Raw genomic sequence first — 17,166 nt, 5'->3', positions numbered from 1 at the left:
GGAGTCTGCACATGCCACCCGACGTCACCGTGACCAACAACGCCGGTAGGCAACGCTACGAGGCAGTCGTCGACCACGCGAGCGTCGCCGGGTTCGTCGACTACCAGGAGACCAGCGAGCTGGTCGTGCTGACCCACACCGAGGTGGACCCGGCCTTCGAGGGCCGGGGCGTCGGCAGCGCGCTGGCCCGCAGCGCGCTGGACGACATCCGCGAGCGCCGGCTCAAGGCGCTGGTGATCTGCCCGTTCATCCTCGGCTGGCTCGGCCGCCACCCCGACTACCGGGGCCTGCTCTTCAACGCGCCGCCGTCCACCGTCAGCGACTAGGTGTACTCGGCTGACAGGTTCATGACAGTCGGCTGATCGGGGGTAGCCCTCCGAGGGCTGAGTGGCATCGTTGAGTGTTGTAGTGCTCGAGCCAGGGCGCAAGGGCGGCAGTGCGATCGTCGTTGGTCAGGAAGATCTGCCGGTAGGCCCACTCGACCTGCAAAGTGCGGTTGAGGCGTTCGACCTTGCCGTTCTGCCAGGGGCAGTCGGCCGTGATGAAGATGTGTTGGGCGCCAACGGCGGTGATGGCGTTTCGGACGTCGTTGGACCGCTTGTAGTTAAGGTGGTTGTCGGTCATCACCTGACGGATCGTGGTGATGCCGAGGTTGGTGAAGTAGGCCGCGGCACGGAGCAGGAACGCCCCGCAGGTCGGGCCCTTCTCGTCGGCGAGAATCTCGGAGTATGCCAGCCGGAAGTGGTCATCGACGAGTGAGTGGACGTAGTGAATGCCGACGACCTTGTCCACATGGACGTCAAGAAGCTCGACCGGATACCCGACGGCGGCGGCTGGCGTGGCCGCCGCGAACTGATCACCAACCTCCGGTCCCGCCCCGACAAGCGCACACGCGTTCATTACCGCGGTCGAGGACGGGGGCGCTCAGCGCGACGCGAACGCAACGATCCACACGGGCTGACGCCACTCACCACCGGATCGTTAGTGCCTCTCGCAGGGCGGTCCGGTCGTTGTCGCGGTCAAGCTTCAACTGTGGTGTTCGGTCTCCCAGTTAGATCCGGTTGGACCGCTTGGGTTCGAGGACCAGTTGAGCGGACTTAGGCGTCCTCGCTCGTCCCGGCAGCGGCGCGCTCGCTCTCAATGCGGGCAAGCATCCAGGAGGCGATGGATGCCGTCACTGTCCCCACAAGCGCGATCCCGACAAGCATGAGAGCCACCGCGACGAAGCGTCCCTCACCGGTGACGGGAAAGCGATCACCGTATCCAACCGTCGTCACTGTGGTGCTCGCCCACCACAGGGCATCGCCATACGTCGTAATGTTGGCTTCAGCCGCGTCTTGCTCGGCATCCAGCGTGGCCAGCGCGCCCAGCGCGACCGCCAGCAGGGTGGCACCGGAGACGTAGACAAGGACACGCCCTGCGATCGAACCGGCCGCCGAACGGTCAAGGATGCGGACCAGGGCGAGCAGGCGCAGCAGACGAAGAGGACGGAGGACCGGCAGGAGCACCAGCGCGACGTCGTACCAGTGGCTCACCGCATAGCGCCGTCGATCCTCAGCGAGGAAGAGCCGGGCTGCCAGGTCAATTGCGAAGGCAGCCCAGACGGTCCAAGACAGAGCGTCGAGCAGAGTCCGGAGGTCAGGATCTAGGCGCGGGTCGAGGACTGGCCAGGCGTACGCGACGACAAAAGCACCGGCCAAGAGCATTAGCGGAACTTCGCTTCGACGCTCCCAACGCTCAACCTTCGTCACCGCGGGAGTGTTGCACGCCCAGACCAGTACACGCGGTCTTAGACGGGTCGACAGAGCCCCGACTGTCGCAAACCGCCCAAACTTTCGGGTAGAAAAGGGGGGTTTGTGGAGAGGTATCGCCGACGCGGTGGCTCTCGGCGTCTACGTCCTTCGCGGCGGGGTGGGTCACGGCGCGTTGGCGTCAGGCGTTCCCGTCGACGGCATGGGGGTTGCCCGGTGAGCCATGAGTGAGAGCAGGCCTGACTGGTGAGCTCCGTGGTTTCACGGACTCGCCGGCGACGCAAATGATGCCGCGAGCGATGACCTCCACAGCAAGCCATCCGACCTTGAGGGCGTCCCACGCGAGGACGAGCACAACCAGATTGAGCCAGCCCGGGAAGCCCGCGGAGGCCGCGTTGGCAACAATGTGCATGGTCAGGAGCAGGACCATTGCTAGTCCGAGAAGAAGAGCCCCCGTGCGCCACCGCGGCTGCGCCGAGCGCACCCGCCTGACTAGCAGGTTGGACGGCGCGACGGCTTGGACCGATCGGTGCGCCAGGGCGACCGCCACGATGACGGGTATCGCTAGCAGGATCAGCATCGGGACCTCCCGCGGAGCTGTGGATACGCCTGTCATAGGCCAGACCGCCGCCGAGCCGCTGAGCCGGACGTCCGGCTGTGGAAACAGGGTTCCCGAAGAGGACTATGGGGCGGAAATGGCATGCGCAGGTGTCGCGACCCTGCGGTCGGTTCCGGCGTCGGGTGCTAGGTGTTGCGCGTCACGGGCAGCCCGCTGTGCCCGCCGTCGGTCGGCCCGCTGGGCGTCGTGCGCGGCTGCTCCCCCGACGGGCAGATCAGACTCAACCTTGTAGCGGTCGCGGTACGCCGCGACTGTCGCCACAGAGAGCATCCAGGACCTGAGGCCCGTCGGCTCGTTCGGCCGCCTCCCCAGTCGGCGAGCCCACACCACGCCGGCGTCCACGGCTGCCGTCGCCAGCGCGAGGGCCCGGGCCTTGAGGAGCTCGCTGCGTTCGTCGATCGCCTGGCGGTCCTCAGCGGACATCTGCCCCAACGGCTCCGGAATCAGGCCTGCAACCAAGCGCGGGCGCAGCCGGCAGTCGCGGGGCGGGGATTGCGCCTCCTGCTCGACCCGGTGCCGAAGCACGGCGGCGATCTCGTCAGCATCATCGAGTGCGTGCTGCCGCACGACCCGCGGAACCAGTCTCTCGAGGTCGTGGTGGTACGCCTCAGCCCGGCGGAGGGACGCGGTGAGCGGCCCAAACGCGCTCGACTGGCGGACCGCTTGCTGCTGTTCCGGCGTGAGACCGGACCGTCGAAGGAGTTCCACGAACCGGTCGCGCTGGGCATCTGCCGCGAGAGTCTCTAGCTCGGCGGCCAGGCGGTCGATTCCGCCGTACAGCTCGTACTCCGCTTCCATCGTCTGAAGCGCCCCGAGGCTCGCGCCGCTGTGTTCAAGAACCCCGACGAGCACCGTTCGTGCCGTGACATCGTCGGGCTCCGGTGTCCCGTGACTGTCGTCCGGTTGATCGAGCGCGACGTACGCGATGTTGGATTCCCTGCCGCGGGTCATCGAGACGTAGAGGTTCTCGCGGGTGGTCGTGGGAGTGACGACGACGTGCGACGTGTCGACGGTGACGCCCTGGGCGCGGTGGGCGGTTACGGCGTACCCGAGGTCGAGGTGCTCCCCCACGTAGTCGCGAGGAAGGACCGCTTTCCCTCGTCGTCGCGGGTCGAGGCGGTCGACCACCACGGAGCCGTCGCGCCGGACGTCGGCGACCCGCCAGCGATCTCCGTTCTTCACCCATCCCCCGGCCGCTGTGCGCAGGGTCCGCTCGTTGCGGCGGGTGATGACGACGTCACCGATGGACGCGCGGCTGCCGTCGCCGAGCGCGACCTCGTGCCCGTCGACCGCCCCGTCGAGCAGGATGCGTTCGGCGCGCGCGTTCGTTGAGCGCCCGCACGGCGCGGGACGAGTCTGTCACCAGGATGCTGGCCTTCCCGGACGCCGAATCAGCACGCCACGCGTCGTACGCCTGGTCGAGCATCTCGTCGGTGAGTCCCTCGCGGATCCGCTTCTGTCGGGCGTAGGTGGAGACGATCTCGACCTCGCCGCGGCGCAGCGCCAGCGAGGCGTGCTTCTCCCACTTGTGGGCGAATCGGTGGATCTCGGTGAGCTCGGGTGCGTCGGTACGACGATCGACCAGCAACGAGAACGCGCCGCCAGCCTCGACTGACTGCAACTGGTACGGATCACCAACGAGGAGGACCTTGGCCCCCGAGTCCTCCGCGATGCCGGTGATCCGGTCGAGGGTGGCCGTGCCGGCCAGCGTGGCCTCGTCCACGATCAGCAACTGGCCCTCGCGCAGAACGGCGCGCCCGGGGTCGAACTCCGTCAGCCACTTGGCCGTGTTGTCGCAGGCGACCCCCAGATCATCCGCCAGCGCCTGCGCAGCAGCGGCCGATGGAGCAAGACCTATGACGCTCCCCCGTCCGTGCTGGGTGATCCATGCCGAGCGAAGGGCACGCATGCCGGTCGTCTTCCCCGCCCCTGCTGGACCTACGAGCAGATCAACGACGCGCCCTGACGCCGTGATGCTCTCCAACGCAGCCCTCTGCTGCGAGCTGAGACTCCCCTGCGAGTGCGCAATGACTCGGGCCGTGACGGCCTGCCGCACAGTCGGACCTCCGACGGCCTCCGAGCGCTCCAGCAACTGCTGCTCGGCGGCGATGATCGCGTGGGAGGAGTACTTCACCGAGTGCCGCGGGCGGAAGACGCTGGTCCCATCCTCACGCTGGAAGCGCACCGGACTGATCGCGAGTTCGGGCGGAGTGAGCGTCACCGACTGGACTTGGGCTGCGTCGACGACCATCGCCACGACGACCTCGCGGTCAGCTGTGGTCGCGAAGCGCAGGTCCATCGTCTGCTTCGACGCCTCGGCCATCAGGTTCCAGTGGTTCCAGACCGATCGCTTCACACTGACGGCGGTGACAACCTCGGCCGCGATCGATTCGATCGCCTGCAGAGGTACGTCATCGACGCGCAGCGGCATCCCGGGCGCCCCTGTCAACCTCGAGGCCCATGCGGCCGCGTCACCACTGACACGTCCAGATGCCCGCCGACGCCACTCCTCCGTCAGGTCCACGAGGGACCGGATCTTCTTGGCGGGCGGGTCGCCAGGGTCGCCTGGGCACGAAGCTCGACGATGAGCCGCGCGGACGGCTGCCGCCCATGGCGTGCGACGTACTCAGCAATCAGCTCGTCCTTCTTCAGCTCGATCTCTCGGGTGCGACTCGAGAACTCGCCGATCAGCTCATCGCCGACCCCGACGATCTCCCACCTGGGGTTCCGCTCTGCCCCGCGCTGGTGCAGCTCCCACTCGACCCCGACCTCGCGGGCGAGCCGGTCAGCGAGGAGCGCGTTGTAGTGCTCCGAGAGTCCGGTCCTCGACGCGAAGACAGCCCGGCCGTCGAGGCTGCGCCAACGTCCGTCCATCTGCGTGAGGACCTTGTTGGAGACGACGACATGGGTGTGGAGCTGCGGGTCTCCAGCGCGGGAGTCGAAGTGGTCGTAGGCAGCCGCCGCGACTCCGGCGACGCCGACCTGGGCGACGGCACCCCCGCTGTCAGAGATGCCCGCTCGGGTCGCGGCGACCTCGCGCTCGAAGAACGCGAGTACGTCGGCCACGGCCGCGTGGTGCGCTTCGACGATCCGCTTCTGGGTGGCTGCGTCGGCAACGCCCCAGACCACCGACACCGACTTGGGGACACTGAAGGTGAGGTCGAAGCCCGCGACAGCATGGCGCATGCCGATGGCCGTCTCCTCCGCTTCGATCCGTGATGTCTCGGCAGCGCAGTCCTCCTGAGTCATCTCCGGGTCCAGTGCGGCGACGCGCTCGCCGATCCGATCGGCCAGACGCTTGTAGGTCGGAAAAGCGCGACCGAGCTGCTCCCCCGTGATCGGGTCTCGCCCCATGCCGATGAGCAACGCGAGCTGGTCCTCAGTCACCTTCATTCCAGGGACGAGCTGCCCAGTCCCGAAGGCACCCAGCCCAGAACCCATCCAGCGGCCGGGCGGTGTGCCGACCTCGGAGTAGTAGCGCGTGAGCGGGGTCGACAGCGAACGATTCCCGTCGCCTGCGGCGACGCTGCGCAGCAGGTACTGATACCCGCTGCCCGCGGACATCCTGCGTATCGAGACCGTCACGGCCGCTTCCGTTCCACAGCCCTCAGGTACGCGTCTCCCTCCACAACCCCCTCGATCTGCACACCGTGTGAAGCCTGAGGAGGAGTGGTGTGGGGACACGGGCGTGGTGGTGCGGCGAATGGCGGTAAGCGGGCTGAGCGACGTGGCAACGGAAGGCAGGGATGGCCGGGCGGAGGAGGAGGACTCAGGAGAGGGAGGTGGAGAGTGGCGAAAGTTGGAGAGGAGAGAGCACCTGAGCGGTGGTCCCGGAAGACGAAAAACAACCGGGGCCGAAACCGAGAAACGGGCTTACGATGAGGTCCAGACGATGCACGCACCGCCCGCGGGGTGTCGTCTGCGCCTCGAGCCAAACGGCGAGAGGAGCGGGACAAACGCCATGACGATTCGACTCGGGATGATCTCCTGGGCGACCGGCACACTGATGTTGGTCGCGGTGGCTGCGTGTGCCAGTTCCAGTTCGGACGCCGATCCGTCCTCGTCGCCGCCCGTCAGTTCGTCGGTGCCGACCGCGGCGTCGTCAAGTCCGTCACCTCGTTCTGATTCCGGCGTCGCGTCAGCCACCGCGGAGGATGTCGTAAGTCGCTACTTCACCGTGCTCGATGGCCTTCGGCAGGATCCGTCCAAGCCGGTGAAGCACTTGTCGTCTGTCGCGACAAGCACGCAACTCACCGCTCAGACGAGGTTGCTCACGACCGAGAGAAGCCAGGGCCTTCGCCAGGTAGGCACCACCAGAGTCGCTGAGATGACGGTGCAATCAGTCAGCCTCGACAACTCCGACCCTTCGGCTGGCAAGGTGCCGACGGTCACGGTGGATGTCTGCTGGGACGTGAGCAATGCCGACTTGATCGACCAGAGTGGGAAGTCCGTAGTGAGCCGCAGCCGGGCAAGCACCGGATGGACCCGCTACACCGTGGCCAACTACGACTGGTCTGAGAACCCCTCGAGCGGCTGGCGCATCGCGACCAGCCAGGATCTCAAGCAGACGCCATGCGCGGCCTCCTGACTCGTGTCTCTGTCGTCCTCATCCTGTTCGTGGGCCTGAGCACCCTCGGTCATGAATCTGCGTACGCCGACACCGAGTGTCAGGTCACCGATCCTCTGACCGGCCAGTGCACCGTCTGGGTCGAGGTGCCGGCTGATCCTGGGTCCCCCGGTGAGCCTGGAGTCGACGGGCCGCAGGACACCGGCAGCGGAGCGGCCTGCTACTGGGACGGCACCAGCCAAGGCATCACGAAACCGCCGCCCGGGCCGGTGCCGTGCTCCTCACCCGCGGGCTACTGGTCGAACAGCTACCGCTGCTACATCAGTCCGGTCGAGCCGCAGCCGCCAGCGGGCGACCCGAGCTGGCAGGGCCACGAACCCGCCGACGGCGCGGTCTACAACTGCTACCAGCCGCAAACGGGTTTGCTGATCACCATCTGGTCGCAGGACACGCCGCCGAACTCAGGAACAGGACCAACACCGCGCGAGGTGGCGCAGATCGCGATCGAGCAGATGCGTCTTTCTGCCATCAGCATCGGCATCGCGCCCGAGCCGGGTCCCGACAGCATCGGACTGGTCGGCATGCCGGTCTGGATGTGGGCCAAGGACCCGAACGCCCACACCATCGGCCCCCTTTCAGAGAGCGCCTCTGCCGGTGGCATCACGGTCACGGCCACCGCAAAGGTCCTCCAAATCACCTGGGACATGGGTGACGGCACCGAGGTCGTCTGCGATACGGCGGGCTCGCCGTACAAGCCGTCGTACGGGCGGAAGGACTCCCCCGACTGCGGCCACACCTACACGAGGTCGAGCGCGCGCGAGGTCGATGACGCCTACACCGTCACGGCCACGTCGAGCTGGGTTATCACGTGGTCGGGTGCCGGCCAGACAGGGACGATCCGGCTCGACGGGCTCAACAACTCTGCACAGGTCCGGATCGGCGAGGCGCAGGTGCTCGTGAACTAGCGAGCTGCGCGGGAGGTACGACGAATGTCCACAACTGCCCGGGAGGACCGGAGGACCGGACCCCCCACCGTCACGCCGGAGACCACCGGCGCCATCACGCCGCCGCCCAAGCTCCGGAGACGCCCAGCGCTTGTCGTAGCCGCAGTCATCGTGACCGCGCTTGGCTGTCTGCTTGGGGCTTGGGCATGGAGCGCGACGACCGACACGCAGGAGGTCCTCGCTGCGCGCGACACCGTCCGCCGCGGCGACGTGATCGAGGCTGACGACATCCAGCGGATCCGGATCAGCGGTGACCCGGCGCTCTCGCCGCTGCCAGCATCGGCGTACGACGACATCGTCGGCCGGCGGGCAGCCCTGGACATCGCGGCGGGCGGACTGCTCACCAGCGAGTCAACTGCCGACGAACCGATACCGCCGCAAGGGCAGTCGATCGTCGGGATCTCCCTGACACCCGCTCAGGTCCCTGGAATGCCTCTGCACGGCAGCGACAAGGTCCGCATAATCGTCACACCCGGGGACAACGGCGAGGCGCCCGTCAGCTCCCCGCAGTTCACCGTCGCCGAGGTCGTGGATACCTACCTCGACGAGACCACGGGCAACACGGTGGTCAACGTCCTGGTGCCGTACGCCGATGCCGGAATACTCGCGGCGCGGGCGGCGACCGGCAACGTCGCCCTGGTGCTGGACTCCGGAGCCGAGTGATGGCCATCGTCTGTCTGACTTCCGCATCCGGTTCGCCCGGCGTCACCACGACGACCGTGGGCCTCGCGTTCTGCTGGCCGCGTCCGGTGCTTCTGGTCGAAGCGGATCCGACCGGCGGCTCCGGGATCCTTGCCGGATTCCTGAGGGGCACGACGCCGTACGACGCCGGGCTCGTCGAGCTGGCGCTCTCCCCGCTGAGCACCGCGGATGCGCTCCGGGACGTCGTCCGGCCCCTGAGTCCGAACGTCTCCCTCGTCGCGGGAACGCGGACACACGCTCAGGCAGCGGCACTCCGCGACGTGTGGGAGCCGCTCGGCTCAGCCTTGCGCGAACTGGAAGCGAGCGGACAGGACGTCATCGTCGATGCGGGCAGGCTCGGGCTGACGGGATCGCCGGAGCAGCTCCTGGACTCGGCTGACGCGACCCTGCTCGTCACTCGCGCGAACCTGCCATCGATCTCTGCGGCACGCTCGTGGGCCGAGACCGTTCGCCAGCCCGGGACCGGATGGCGACACCCGGGCCTGCTCTTGGTCGGCGAAGGCCAGCCTTACCGAGACACCGAGGTCTCCACGGTGCTCGGAATGCCGGTGGTCGCCGACCTCCCCGACGATCCGACGGCCGCCGCGGTCTATCACCGCGGCGCGCACCCGCCCCGCCGGTTCGAAACGGGCTCCTACGTCCGGGGACTCCGCGCGGCTGCACAGTCGGTCCAGGCGCACGTTGCGCGTGGTCGGTCGGCTCTCGTTCAGGAGGCCACGCCATGACTGAGGCCTCTCGCTACCTGAGTGACTATGGTGACCTCTCGCGCCTGCCGCTGTTCAGCCAGCATACGAACGGCTCGGCGCCCGCAGCCGACAAGCTCAGCGCTCCCGTTCCCCTCCCCTCTACAACCGGCCCCGATTTCGACTGGTCGATCGTCGCGGAGCTGCGCGCTCGAGCGTCCGAGCAGCTGAGTCAGGCCGTTGCCTCAGACCGAGGCCGACTCGATAAGGCAGCGCAGCAGGAGCTCGGCCGTTCGCTCGTGCTGGACCTCATCGAGTCCGCGATGGCTGACGACGTCGACGCGGGCCGCGGGGCCTGGAGCCCCGCGCGTCAGCAGGCCACGGCGCAGGCTGTCTTCGACTCGCTCTTCCGTCTTGGACGTCTGCAGCCGCTGGTCGACAACGACGACATCGAGAACATCGTCATCGTCGGCCACGACAACGTGCTTCTCGAGCTCGTCGGCGGCACCCTGGTCGATGGCCCACAGGTCGCCGACTCCGACCAGGAGCTCATCGACTTCCTCGTCTTCCTTGCCTCCCGCAGCGAGGTCAACGCCCGCTCCTTCTCCGAGGCCCAGCCGCGGCTCCATCTGCGGTTGGACGGCGGCTCCCGACTGGCCGCCGCAGCATGGGTCACACCCCGCCCATCAGTCGTGATCCGACGGCACCGACTGATGCACGTCACCCTCGACGACCTCGTCGCCAGAGAGATGATGACGCCCACCGCGGCATCGTTCCTGCGCGCAGCGGTCCGGGCACGACGTTCGATCGTCGTCGCTGGCGCCCAGGGCGCGGGCAAGACGACCCTGGTCCGCGCGCTCTGTGCCGAGATCGACGCCATGGAGGCGATCGGCACCTTCGAGACCGAGTACGAGCTTCACCTCCACGAGCTCGGCCGCCACAAGGTCGTCCACGCCTGGGAGGCCCGCCCGGGATCTGGAGAGCGTGGGCTTGATGGCCGCCAGGCCGGCGAGTTCACGCTCGATGAGGCGCTCGTCGACTCGTTCCGGTTCAACCTCTCTCGCCAGATCGTCGGGGAGGTACGGGGCAAGGAGATCTGGGCGATGATTAAGGCGATGGAGTCCGGGACGGGCTCCATCTCGACGACCCACGCGGCTGACGCCGTGGCGGCTGTCCGCAAGCTCGTCACGTGCGCGATGGAGGCCGGTCCTCACGTCACCCAGGGGCTCGCGACCAGCAAGCTCGCGGCCACGGTGGACCTGATCGTCCAGCTGAGCATGGAGACCACGGTCGTTCCCGGCAAGGCGCAGCGGACCAGAAGGGTCGCTGAGATCATCGCCCTCGCCCCCGGCGAGAAGGAGGTCGGATACGCGACCACGCACGTCTTCCGTGCCGATGCCTCAGGTGTCGCCGTACCGGACGTGCTCCCCGATGAATACCGATCGCTCGCCCAGCACGGGTTCGATCTTGCGGCGTATTTCTCCACCCAGCCCTTCGGGGTGCAGCCATGACCCCCCTGATCCCCAGCCTCGCAGGTGGACTGGTCGCCATTGGCATCCTCGGCATCGTCCTTGGCCTGCGACCGACAGCCGAACCGCCTCGCGAGAAGCGCTTGTCTCGACGCCGCCGCGTCGCCCTGACCTCGCGCTCCCGGGTGCTTCTCCTGGTCGGCGTCGGGCTGGGCCTCCTCGGTTGGGTCATCACCGGATGGGTACTCGCGCTGGTCATCGCGCCGGTTGCGGTCCTCGGACTGCCGGCTCTGCTGTCCGCTCCCCCAGCCGCCACCCAGATCAACCGGCTCGAGGCGATGGAGGAATGGACGCGCTCGCTCTCCGGGGTGCTGACCGTCGGGATCGGGCTCGAGCAGGCGCTGGTCGCGACGCTGCGCTCCACGCCGGCGCCGATCAACCCTGAAGTGAGCCGGCTCGTGGCTCGCCTTCGTGCCCGATGGGCCACGGAGACGGCGCTCAGGGCGTTCGCGGACGAACTCGACGACGCGACCGGCGACCTGATCGCCGCGAACCTGATCCTCGGAGCCCGCCGCCGCGGCGCCGGGCTGGCGAGCATTCTTGAAGGTCTCGCTGAGTCGGTCGCGGCCGACGTACGGGCTCGTCGTCAGGTGGAGGCCGACCGGGCCAAGCCTCGCGCGACCGCTCGATGGGTGACGCTCATCAGCGCCAGCGTCCTTGTCGTCCTGGCGCTGTCCGGCAAGTACGTCGAGCCGTACGCGACCGCCATCGGCCAGGTGATCCTTGTCGTGCTTCTCTCGGCGTACGTCGGCACCCTGATCTGGATGCGGCGCATGGCTACCGGCAAACCGCTGCCGCGCTTCCTCGAGAACCGACCTGATGTGGCGGCCACGCCATGATCACGGGTCTCCAGTTGGCGGTCCTGTCCGGCGGCCTCATCGGGCTCGGTCTGGCCCTGGTCGCCGCACGGCTCCTGCCCGCCGAGCCGGACCTGGCGGACGCCTTGGAGCGTGTCTCATCCACGCGCCATCGCACGACTGCCGCGACTGCCACCGCCCGGACCGGCAAGGAACGACTCGGGCTCTGGGGCATGCGTGTGCTTCCGCCGGGCCTCTGGATCCGGACGCCGACGCGCGAGCTTGCCCTGCTCCGGGTCTCCGTCGCGCAGTTCTACGGCGAGAAGCTCACATTCGCCGGCCTCGGTCTGCTCATCCCGCCTGGGCTCACCGTGCTGTTCACCTCCCTCGGGCTGAGCCTTCCACTCCAGATCCCAGCCGTCGCCTCGATCGGGCTCGCGGCTGTCATGTTCTTCATCCCGAACTACAACGCGCTGGACGAGGCCCGGAAGGCCCGCGTCGAGTTCGCTCGAGCCCTCGGCGCCTACATCGATCTCGTTGCTCTTGAACGGCACAACGGGATCGGGGTCAGGCAGGCGATGGAGGCCGCCGCGGAAGTCGGCGACTCCTGGGTCTTCAGCCGGCTCTCGGAGGAACTGACCAGGTCGCGTTGGTCCGGATTGCCGCCTTGGGATGCGCTGCACACCTTGGCAGAGGAGCTCGGACTCCCCGAGCTCGACAACTTCGCCGACATCATGCGGCTCTCCGGCGAGGAGGGAGCGAGCGTGTACGCCACCCTGCGTGCCCGGTCCGCCGCCATGCGCACGGCGATGCTCAACGACGAGATCGCCCAGGCGAACGCCGTCGGCGAGCGCATGACGATTCCCGGCTCGTTGCTCGGAGTCATCTTCATGGCATTGCTCGTCGCCCCCTCACTGCTTCGCATGTTCACGACCTCGTGACACGGAAGGAAACATCCAAGGAGGAACACCATGTTGAGAGTCCTGGTCCTGCTGCAACTGGCCGTGCTCGCCACATACGACGACCCGCGAACCGCGCGGCGGAGCGAGCGTGGCTCGGTAACCACCGAGCACGTCCTCTGGGCCGTCGCGGTGATCGCCATCGTCGGCATCGTGGTCGCTGCGGTCACGTCCTATGTCCAAGCGCAGGCCGGCAAGATCAAGTAGCCGCTGCCGGCGGCGCGACCAGAGGGGCTCGGTCTCGATCGAGCTCGTCATCCTGCTGCCCGCGCTCTTCGCGGTCATGTTCCTGGGGATGCAAACTGCGCTCTTCTACCACGCACGGACAGTGGCCATCGCCGCTGCGCAGGAGGGAGCCCGCGCGGCCGGCGCCGAGCACGGTCGCGAGGCCGACGGCGTCGGCGCGGCCAACGACTTCCTCGCCGAGGCCGGGGGCGACGACGTACTCACCAGCACCTCGACAAGCGCCAGCCGTACGCCGACAACCGCCACTGTGACCGTCACCGGCTTCGGCCTGAGCGTGATCCCGGGGTGGAAAGTCCGAATCACTCAGAGTGCGAGCGTCCCCGTCGAACGACTTACGGCTCCTACGACGACGGAGACACCATGACGCGGCGAGACGAGCGTGGCTCGGCGGCGATCGAAGCGGCGATCGGCGTGCCGGCCTTTGCGCTGTTCGTCGGCCTGATCATCTTCGGTGGGCGTACGGCGAGCACCCACCAGGCGCTTCAATCCGCTGCTGGGGACGGTGCCCGGTCGGCCTCGCTCGCGCGCGATGCGCAGACCGCGCAGAGTCAGGCTCGGGAGGCCGCAGTTGCGAGCGTCGCCAACCAGAAGATCGACTGCTCGGGCATCGACGTCACCGTGGACACCACCGACTTCAACAAGCAGCCGGGTGTACAGGGCTGGGTCGACGTCACCGTCGCGTGTCGTCTCGACCTCTCCGACCTGGCGGTGCCTGGAGTTCCAGGCTCGCGGATCATGCGCGCGACCATGTCCAGCCCGATCGACACCTGGCGGGAACCATGACTCGGCGGTACGACGAGCGCGGCTCCATCACGGTCTGGCTGGCCCTGTCCAGCTTCGTGATGATCTTCCTTGTCGGCTTGGCCGTCGACCTCGGAGGCCAGGTGCACGCCCACGAACGGGCCCACGATGTCGCGGCCCAGGCAGCCCGTGCCGGCGGCGAGGAGGTCGAGGGTGCAGCGGCCATCCAGGGACGCGAACTAAGCATCAGCCCTGCCGCGGCTCGGGCAGCCGGCCAGCGCTATCTCGACACCGCCGGCGTCAGCGGGAAGGTCGAGATCATCAACGGCGACACCATCACGGTGACCGTCTACGACTCGTACGACCCGCAGTTCCTGGGGTTGATCGGCATCAACCGTCTCGACGTCACGGGCACGGCGACAGCCCACCTGGTCCGCACCCTCGGAGGTAGCCAGCGATGAGCACCCTCAACTGTCGCCTGCGTGGCTTGGCAGCGACGCTGGCCCTCGTCGCTTTCGTTCTGGGCGTACCGGCCGTCCTGGTCGCGATCGGCGCAGTCCCGGACCTGGCCGCGTTCTCGCGGTCGCGACTCACGGCACCGGACGACGGGACGCTCGTGCTCGAGCTGATCGCCGCGGTCTGCTGGATCGCCTGGGGAGTGTTCACCTGCCAGGTGGTCGGATCGATCGTCTCCCAGGTCCGGGGCATCCGCGCACCGCGGTTGCCTGGACTGGCTGTGCCGCAGCTCGCGGCAGATCGACTTGTCGCGGCGGCTGCCCTGCTGTTCGTCGCCCTACCGTCGGCGACCGCGGTGCTGCCCCAGCCGAGGGCCGAGGCCGCTGCGACGGCCGCTCCCCTGCCCGACGACACACGAGTCACGATGGAGGTCGCCTCCGTCGCTGCACCTGCGCCGACGGTCGAGCATGAGAAGGAGAAGGATCCAGAGGTCGAGCGGTACACGGTCAAGCGTGGCGACAGCCTCTGGAGCATCGCTGAGGATCGTCTCGGAGACGGCACACGGTACGTCGACCTGGTTGCGCTCAATGAGGCCGTCCTCGATGGGCGCCCCGACTTCCTCCTGCCGGGCACCGTCCTGCGAGTGCCGGTCGCCGAGACCGCTCTGGCGGAGGCCTACCTCGTGCAGCCCGGCGACACCCTGTCCGAGATCGCGGAGGACGAGCTCGGCGAGGCCGACGCCTACCCCTCGATCTTCGAGGCATCTCGAAACACCCTTCAACCGGACAGCGCTCGGCTGACCGATCCGGACCTGATCCTTCCCGGTTGGAAGCTGACCATCCCCGGGCAGCAGCCGCCCGCGGAGCCGCCTGGCCCTCAGCACACGAAGCCGCGGCAGGAGGGATCCGAGTCACCGACGCCTCCTCCAATGGAGATCACGCCTTCCGAGCCCATTGACGATGCGGACGCGGAGTCCGACGATGCGGGGCACGCAGCCGATGACAACCTCGTTCCGCCGTGGCTCGTCCCCGGCCTCACCGGGGCGGGAGCCATGCTCGGCGGCGCGCTATGGATCGCGCTACGCGCACAGCGACGAACCCAGCTGCGCCATCGGCGTCCCGGCACGGTCATCCCTCCCCCGCCTGCCGAACTCCTGCACACCGAGAAGACGGCACGGGCCACGGCCTCGGTGGTCGCGCCCCGAATCGATGCCCTCGACGCTGCGCTGCGATCCGTGCCGTCCCTTCGCCTGATCACCGTGACGCTCGCGGACGACGAGATCTCGCTGGTCCTCCGAGAGCCCGCCGCCCTGCCCGCGCCATGGTCCGGGTCCAGCACCGGCTGGCGGGTGCGTATGGCAGACGTGCCGGCTCTCCCGGAGGACTCGTTCCCGCCGTACCCGCTCCTGGTGAGCGTCGGCCAGCGCGACGACGGCTCCTTCGTGTTCCTCAACCTCGAGGAGCTCCGCACGGTCACCGTCACCGGCGACAGCGACCGCAAGGAGGCATTCGCGCGCCACGTCGCTGCCGAACTGGCGGTCAACCCGTGGTCGGTCGTAACAACGGTCGACGTCCTCGGTCTCGGGTCTGACCTGGCGTCGTTCAACCTCGGTCGCATCCGGACGCACGCGGCAGGCGACACCGAGTTCATTGCGGCCCTCGTCCGCGACCTCTCCTCGATCACGGCGAGCGTGGAGCCCGACGACTTCCACGCCGCGATCATCGCCACCGCCGACCGCCCGACCCCGGACTTCGACAAGCTCGCAGACCTGATCGATGGCATCCCGGGTCGGTCTTCGGCGGCACTTGTCGACCTCGGGGGCGAACCTCGACCCTCCGGACCCAATCTGGAACTGAAACCACACGGTCGCCTCGGGATAGCGAGCCTGGGTATCGACGTGACCGCTGCCGGACTCAGCGGTGAGGAGGCCAGAGCGTGCGCCCTCCTTCTCGATCTCACACTCGATGACACGGTCGTACCTGTCCCGAAGCCGGACGCTGACGAGGCAGTGGCCGACCTCGGCGGCGCCCTCGCCGACGATCTGACGGACCCCCGTCCCGAAGGCCCAGCGGGCGACCGCGCCTTGCTGCCTCTCGATGCAGCCGTCTACGCCGACGCCGCTGCCACCACCGTCAAGGACATCGAGGTTCTGGCACCGCGCGCGAAAGCTGAGGCCGGCCGGGCAGTCGAGGCTGCAGACCCGAGCCTCGAGGTGGACCTCGCACGCTGGGAGTCGCCCACCTTGTCGTCGGTGAAGCTGACGCTCCTCGGGCCGGTGGGCGCCAGGACGACGGGCGACACCAAGGCAACGGCTCATCGGCGGCCGTTCTACATCGAGCTGCTGGCCTTCCTCGCACTCCATCCCCATGGTGTCTCCGGCCACGAAGTCGCCGAAGCGTTCGGGATCCGTCAAGAGCGCGTCCGGGTGGACATGAGCCAGCTACGTCGATGGCTGGGGACCGATCCCCGCAGCGGTGAGCCCTACCTGCCGAAAGCAGAACCTGGCCCCAACACCGACTCACCTGCTCTCTACAGGCTCAACGGCGTCTTGTGCGACCTCGACCTGTTCCGTCGCATCCGGGCTCGCGGGCAGAGCCACGGCGCCGGCGGCATCGACGATCTGATCGCGGCACTCCGACTCGTCAGCGGCGAACCGTTCACCGACCTTCGCGAAGGCCACTGGAACTGGTTGCTCGACGGCGACCGCTGGGACCACATCATGACCAGTGCCATTGTCGACGTCGGCCACATCGTCACCACGCATGCTCTCGCCGAGCGCGACACGGACCTTGCCCTCTGGGCTGCTCAAGTTGCGTACGCGGCGTCGCCGTACGACGAGGTCGCGCAGCTCGACATGGTTCAGGCGGAGAAGGCGGTCGGTGGCCATAAGAAGGCCGACGAGGACCTGAATGAAAGGGTCTTCAACCGCCGCGACGACGAACTGCCGCCGATCGACGTCCCGCAGCGCACCGCACAGATCGTCGAGAACAAGGACTGGGCCACCCGCGGCCCCAGTCGTCATCGCACGGGATGAGGTCAGCGCCAACGACCGTCGTTCCGCCACTTCGGGGCACAACGCAGTCCTTGACGCGTCCCTCGAACGCATGTTCGA

General features: G+C 68.0%; 18 protein-coding genes and 2 pseudogenes. 14 read left to right on the top strand and 6 right to left on the bottom strand.

Annotated elements, in window-relative coordinates:
• Positions 1 to 11 precede the first annotated feature (11 nt).
• Positions 12 to 326 (top strand): GNAT family N-acetyltransferase, encoded by a 315-nt coding sequence (locus ASG94_RS17605; protein ID WP_056927795.1) that lies wholly within the window; start codon positions 12 to 14, stop codon positions 324 to 326.
• A 19-nt stretch (positions 327 to 345) separates the two neighbouring features.
• Here the strand turns inward: ASG94_RS17605 and ASG94_RS17600 are convergent.
• A pseudogene (locus ASG94_RS17600) lies at positions 346 to 777 on the bottom strand (integrase core domain-containing protein); the annotation flags it as partial.
• A gap of 3 nt (positions 778 to 780) precedes the next feature.
• On the opposite strand from ASG94_RS17600, the pseudogene ASG94_RS22675 reads away from it, so the two are divergent.
• Positions 781 to 957: pseudogene (locus tag ASG94_RS22675) on the top strand (IS481 family transposase); the annotation flags it as partial.
• A gap of 140 nt (positions 958 to 1,097) precedes the next feature.
• On the opposite strand, the gene ASG94_RS17595 reads toward ASG94_RS22675, so the two are convergent.
• The 5 genes from ASG94_RS17595 to mobF form a co-directional block, all read right to left on the bottom strand.
• A complete protein-coding gene (locus ASG94_RS17595) occupies positions 1,098 to 1,751 on the bottom strand; it encodes a potassium channel family protein (RefSeq protein ID WP_200958180.1) in 654 nt (217 codons plus the stop codon).
• 181 nt (positions 1,752 to 1,932) lie between these two features.
• Positions 1,933 to 2,331 (bottom strand): hypothetical protein, encoded by a 399-nt coding sequence (locus ASG94_RS17590; RefSeq protein ID WP_056927793.1) that lies wholly within the window; start codon positions 2,329 to 2,331, stop codon positions 1,933 to 1,935.
• A 102-nt stretch (positions 2,332 to 2,433) separates the two neighbouring features.
• Positions 2,434 to 3,552, bottom strand: coding sequence for a helicase C-terminal domain-containing protein (locus ASG94_RS21865; protein ID WP_156411685.1), 1,119 nt, complete (start codon positions 3,550 to 3,552; stop codon positions 2,434 to 2,436).
• 55 nt (positions 3,553 to 3,607) lie between these two features.
• Positions 3,608 to 4,801 (bottom strand): AAA family ATPase, encoded by a 1,194-nt coding sequence (locus ASG94_RS21860; protein WP_156411684.1) that lies wholly within the window; start codon positions 4,799 to 4,801, stop codon positions 3,608 to 3,610.
• An 83-nt stretch (positions 4,802 to 4,884) separates the two neighbouring features.
• A complete protein-coding gene (gene mobF / locus ASG94_RS21855) occupies positions 4,885 to 5,934 on the bottom strand; it encodes a MobF family relaxase (RefSeq protein ID WP_156411683.1) in 1,050 nt (349 codons plus the stop codon).
• Between the two features lie 397 nt (positions 5,935 to 6,331).
• On the opposite strand from mobF, the gene ASG94_RS17580 reads away from it, so the two are divergent.
• From ASG94_RS17580 to ASG94_RS17525, 12 genes are read left to right on the top strand one after another with little or no spacing between them, the layout of a single operon-like run.
• A complete protein-coding gene (locus ASG94_RS17580) occupies positions 6,332 to 6,958 on the top strand; it encodes a hypothetical protein (protein ID WP_082624319.1) in 627 nt (208 codons plus the stop codon).
• Entirely contained in the window at positions 6,943 to 7,902 is a 960-nt protein-coding gene (locus ASG94_RS17575) for a hypothetical protein (RefSeq protein ID WP_056927791.1), read from the top strand. The genes ASG94_RS17580 and ASG94_RS17575 overlap by 16 nt, the downstream gene beginning before the upstream one ends.
• Positions 7,903 to 7,926: 24 nt before the next feature.
• Positions 7,927 to 8,604, top strand: a complete 678-nt coding sequence (locus ASG94_RS17570) for an SAF domain-containing protein (RefSeq protein WP_056927790.1) — start codon at positions 7,927 to 7,929, stop codon at positions 8,602 to 8,604.
• Positions 8,604 to 9,368 carry a hypothetical protein gene (locus tag ASG94_RS17565; RefSeq protein ID WP_056927973.1) on the top strand — a complete coding sequence of 255 codons (765 nt, stop codon included), beginning with the start codon at positions 8,604 to 8,606 and terminating at the stop codon, positions 9,366 to 9,368. The genes ASG94_RS17570 and ASG94_RS17565 overlap by 1 nt, the downstream gene beginning before the upstream one ends.
• A complete protein-coding gene (locus ASG94_RS17560; RefSeq protein WP_082624318.1) occupies positions 9,365 to 10,837 on the top strand; it encodes a CpaF family protein in 1,473 nt (490 codons plus the stop codon). Before ASG94_RS17565 ends, ASG94_RS17560 begins: the two co-directional genes overlap by 4 nt.
• On the top strand, positions 10,834 to 11,694 hold the full coding sequence (locus tag ASG94_RS17555) for a type II secretion system F family protein (RefSeq protein WP_056927789.1): 861 nt from the start codon (positions 10,834 to 10,836) through the stop codon (positions 11,692 to 11,694). Before ASG94_RS17560 ends, ASG94_RS17555 begins: the two co-directional genes overlap by 4 nt.
• Positions 11,691 to 12,593 carry a type II secretion system F family protein gene (locus ASG94_RS17550; RefSeq protein ID WP_056927788.1) on the top strand — a complete coding sequence of 301 codons (903 nt, stop codon included), beginning with the start codon at positions 11,691 to 11,693 and terminating at the stop codon, positions 12,591 to 12,593. The genes ASG94_RS17555 and ASG94_RS17550 overlap by 4 nt, the downstream gene beginning before the upstream one ends.
• Positions 12,594 to 12,623: 30 nt before the next feature.
• Positions 12,624 to 12,818, top strand: coding sequence for a hypothetical protein (locus ASG94_RS17545; protein WP_056927787.1), 195 nt, complete (start codon positions 12,624 to 12,626; stop codon positions 12,816 to 12,818).
• Positions 12,787 to 13,221: a TadE family protein gene (locus ASG94_RS17540; RefSeq protein ID WP_056927786.1), complete on the top strand. Its 435-nt coding sequence runs from the start codon at positions 12,787 to 12,789 to the stop codon at positions 13,219 to 13,221. The genes ASG94_RS17545 and ASG94_RS17540 overlap by 32 nt, the downstream gene beginning before the upstream one ends.
• The gene (locus tag ASG94_RS17535; protein WP_056927785.1) at positions 13,218 to 13,640 is read left to right on the top strand and encodes a TadE/TadG family type IV pilus assembly protein; all 423 of its coding nucleotides are present in this window, start codon (positions 13,218 to 13,220) and stop codon (positions 13,638 to 13,640) included. Before ASG94_RS17540 ends, ASG94_RS17535 begins: the two co-directional genes overlap by 4 nt.
• On the top strand, positions 13,637 to 14,059 hold the full coding sequence (locus ASG94_RS17530) for a TadE/TadG family type IV pilus assembly protein (RefSeq protein WP_056927784.1): 423 nt from the start codon (positions 13,637 to 13,639) through the stop codon (positions 14,057 to 14,059). Before ASG94_RS17535 ends, ASG94_RS17530 begins: the two co-directional genes overlap by 4 nt.
• Complete coding sequence (locus ASG94_RS17525) at positions 14,056 to 17,088, top strand: LysM peptidoglycan-binding domain-containing protein (protein ID WP_056927783.1); 3,033 nt, start codon at positions 14,056 to 14,058, stop codon at positions 17,086 to 17,088. Before ASG94_RS17530 ends, ASG94_RS17525 begins: the two co-directional genes overlap by 4 nt.
• Positions 17,089 to 17,166 lie beyond the last annotated feature (78 nt).

It is taken from the genome of Nocardioides sp. Soil805 (assembly GCF_001429625.1).
In the GTDB taxonomy this organism is placed as follows: Bacteria; Actinomycetota; Actinomycetes; order Propionibacteriales; family Nocardioidaceae; genus Nocardioides.
The sequence above is the reverse complement of the archived record's forward strand: the minus strand, read 5'-3'. Positions and strand labels throughout refer to the sequence as shown.

Bases quoted from the DNA above. Each gene is read 5' to 3' on its own strand.
- ASG94_RS17605 (WP_056927795.1), top strand. From the start codon at position 12: ATGCCACCCGACGTCACCGTGACCAACAACGCCGGTAGGCAACGCTAC.
- ASG94_RS17590 (WP_056927793.1), bottom strand. From the start codon at position 2,331: ATGCTGATCCTGCTAGCGATACCCGTCATCGTGGCGGTCGCCCTGGCG.
- ASG94_RS21860 (WP_156411684.1), bottom strand. From the start codon at position 4,801: ATGCCGCTGCGCGTCGATGACGTACCTCTGCAGGCGATCGAATCGATC.
- mobF (WP_156411683.1), bottom strand. From the start codon at position 5,934: ATGTCCGCGGGCAGCGGGTATCAGTACCTGCTGCGCAGCGTCGCCGCA.
- ASG94_RS17580 (WP_082624319.1), top strand. From the start codon at position 6,332: ATGACGATTCGACTCGGGATGATCTCCTGGGCGACCGGCACACTGATG.
- ASG94_RS17575 (WP_056927791.1), top strand. From the start codon at position 6,943: ATGCGCGGCCTCCTGACTCGTGTCTCTGTCGTCCTCATCCTGTTCGTG.
- ASG94_RS17570 (WP_056927790.1), top strand. From the start codon at position 7,927: ATGTCCACAACTGCCCGGGAGGACCGGAGGACCGGACCCCCCACCGTC.
- ASG94_RS17565 (WP_056927973.1), top strand. From the start codon at position 8,604: ATGGCCATCGTCTGTCTGACTTCCGCATCCGGTTCGCCCGGCGTCACC.
- ASG94_RS17560 (WP_082624318.1), top strand. From the start codon at position 9,365: ATGACTGAGGCCTCTCGCTACCTGAGTGACTATGGTGACCTCTCGCGC.
- ASG94_RS17555 (WP_056927789.1), top strand. From the start codon at position 10,834: ATGACCCCCCTGATCCCCAGCCTCGCAGGTGGACTGGTCGCCATTGGC.
- ASG94_RS17550 (WP_056927788.1), top strand. From the start codon at position 11,691: ATGATCACGGGTCTCCAGTTGGCGGTCCTGTCCGGCGGCCTCATCGGG.
- ASG94_RS17545 (WP_056927787.1), top strand. From the start codon at position 12,624: ATGTTGAGAGTCCTGGTCCTGCTGCAACTGGCCGTGCTCGCCACATAC.
- ASG94_RS17540 (WP_056927786.1), top strand. From the start codon at position 12,787: ATGTCCAAGCGCAGGCCGGCAAGATCAAGTAGCCGCTGCCGGCGGCGC.
- ASG94_RS17535 (WP_056927785.1), top strand. From the start codon at position 13,218: ATGACGCGGCGAGACGAGCGTGGCTCGGCGGCGATCGAAGCGGCGATC.
- ASG94_RS17530 (WP_056927784.1), top strand. From the start codon at position 13,637: ATGACTCGGCGGTACGACGAGCGCGGCTCCATCACGGTCTGGCTGGCC.
- ASG94_RS17525 (WP_056927783.1), top strand. From the start codon at position 14,056: ATGAGCACCCTCAACTGTCGCCTGCGTGGCTTGGCAGCGACGCTGGCC.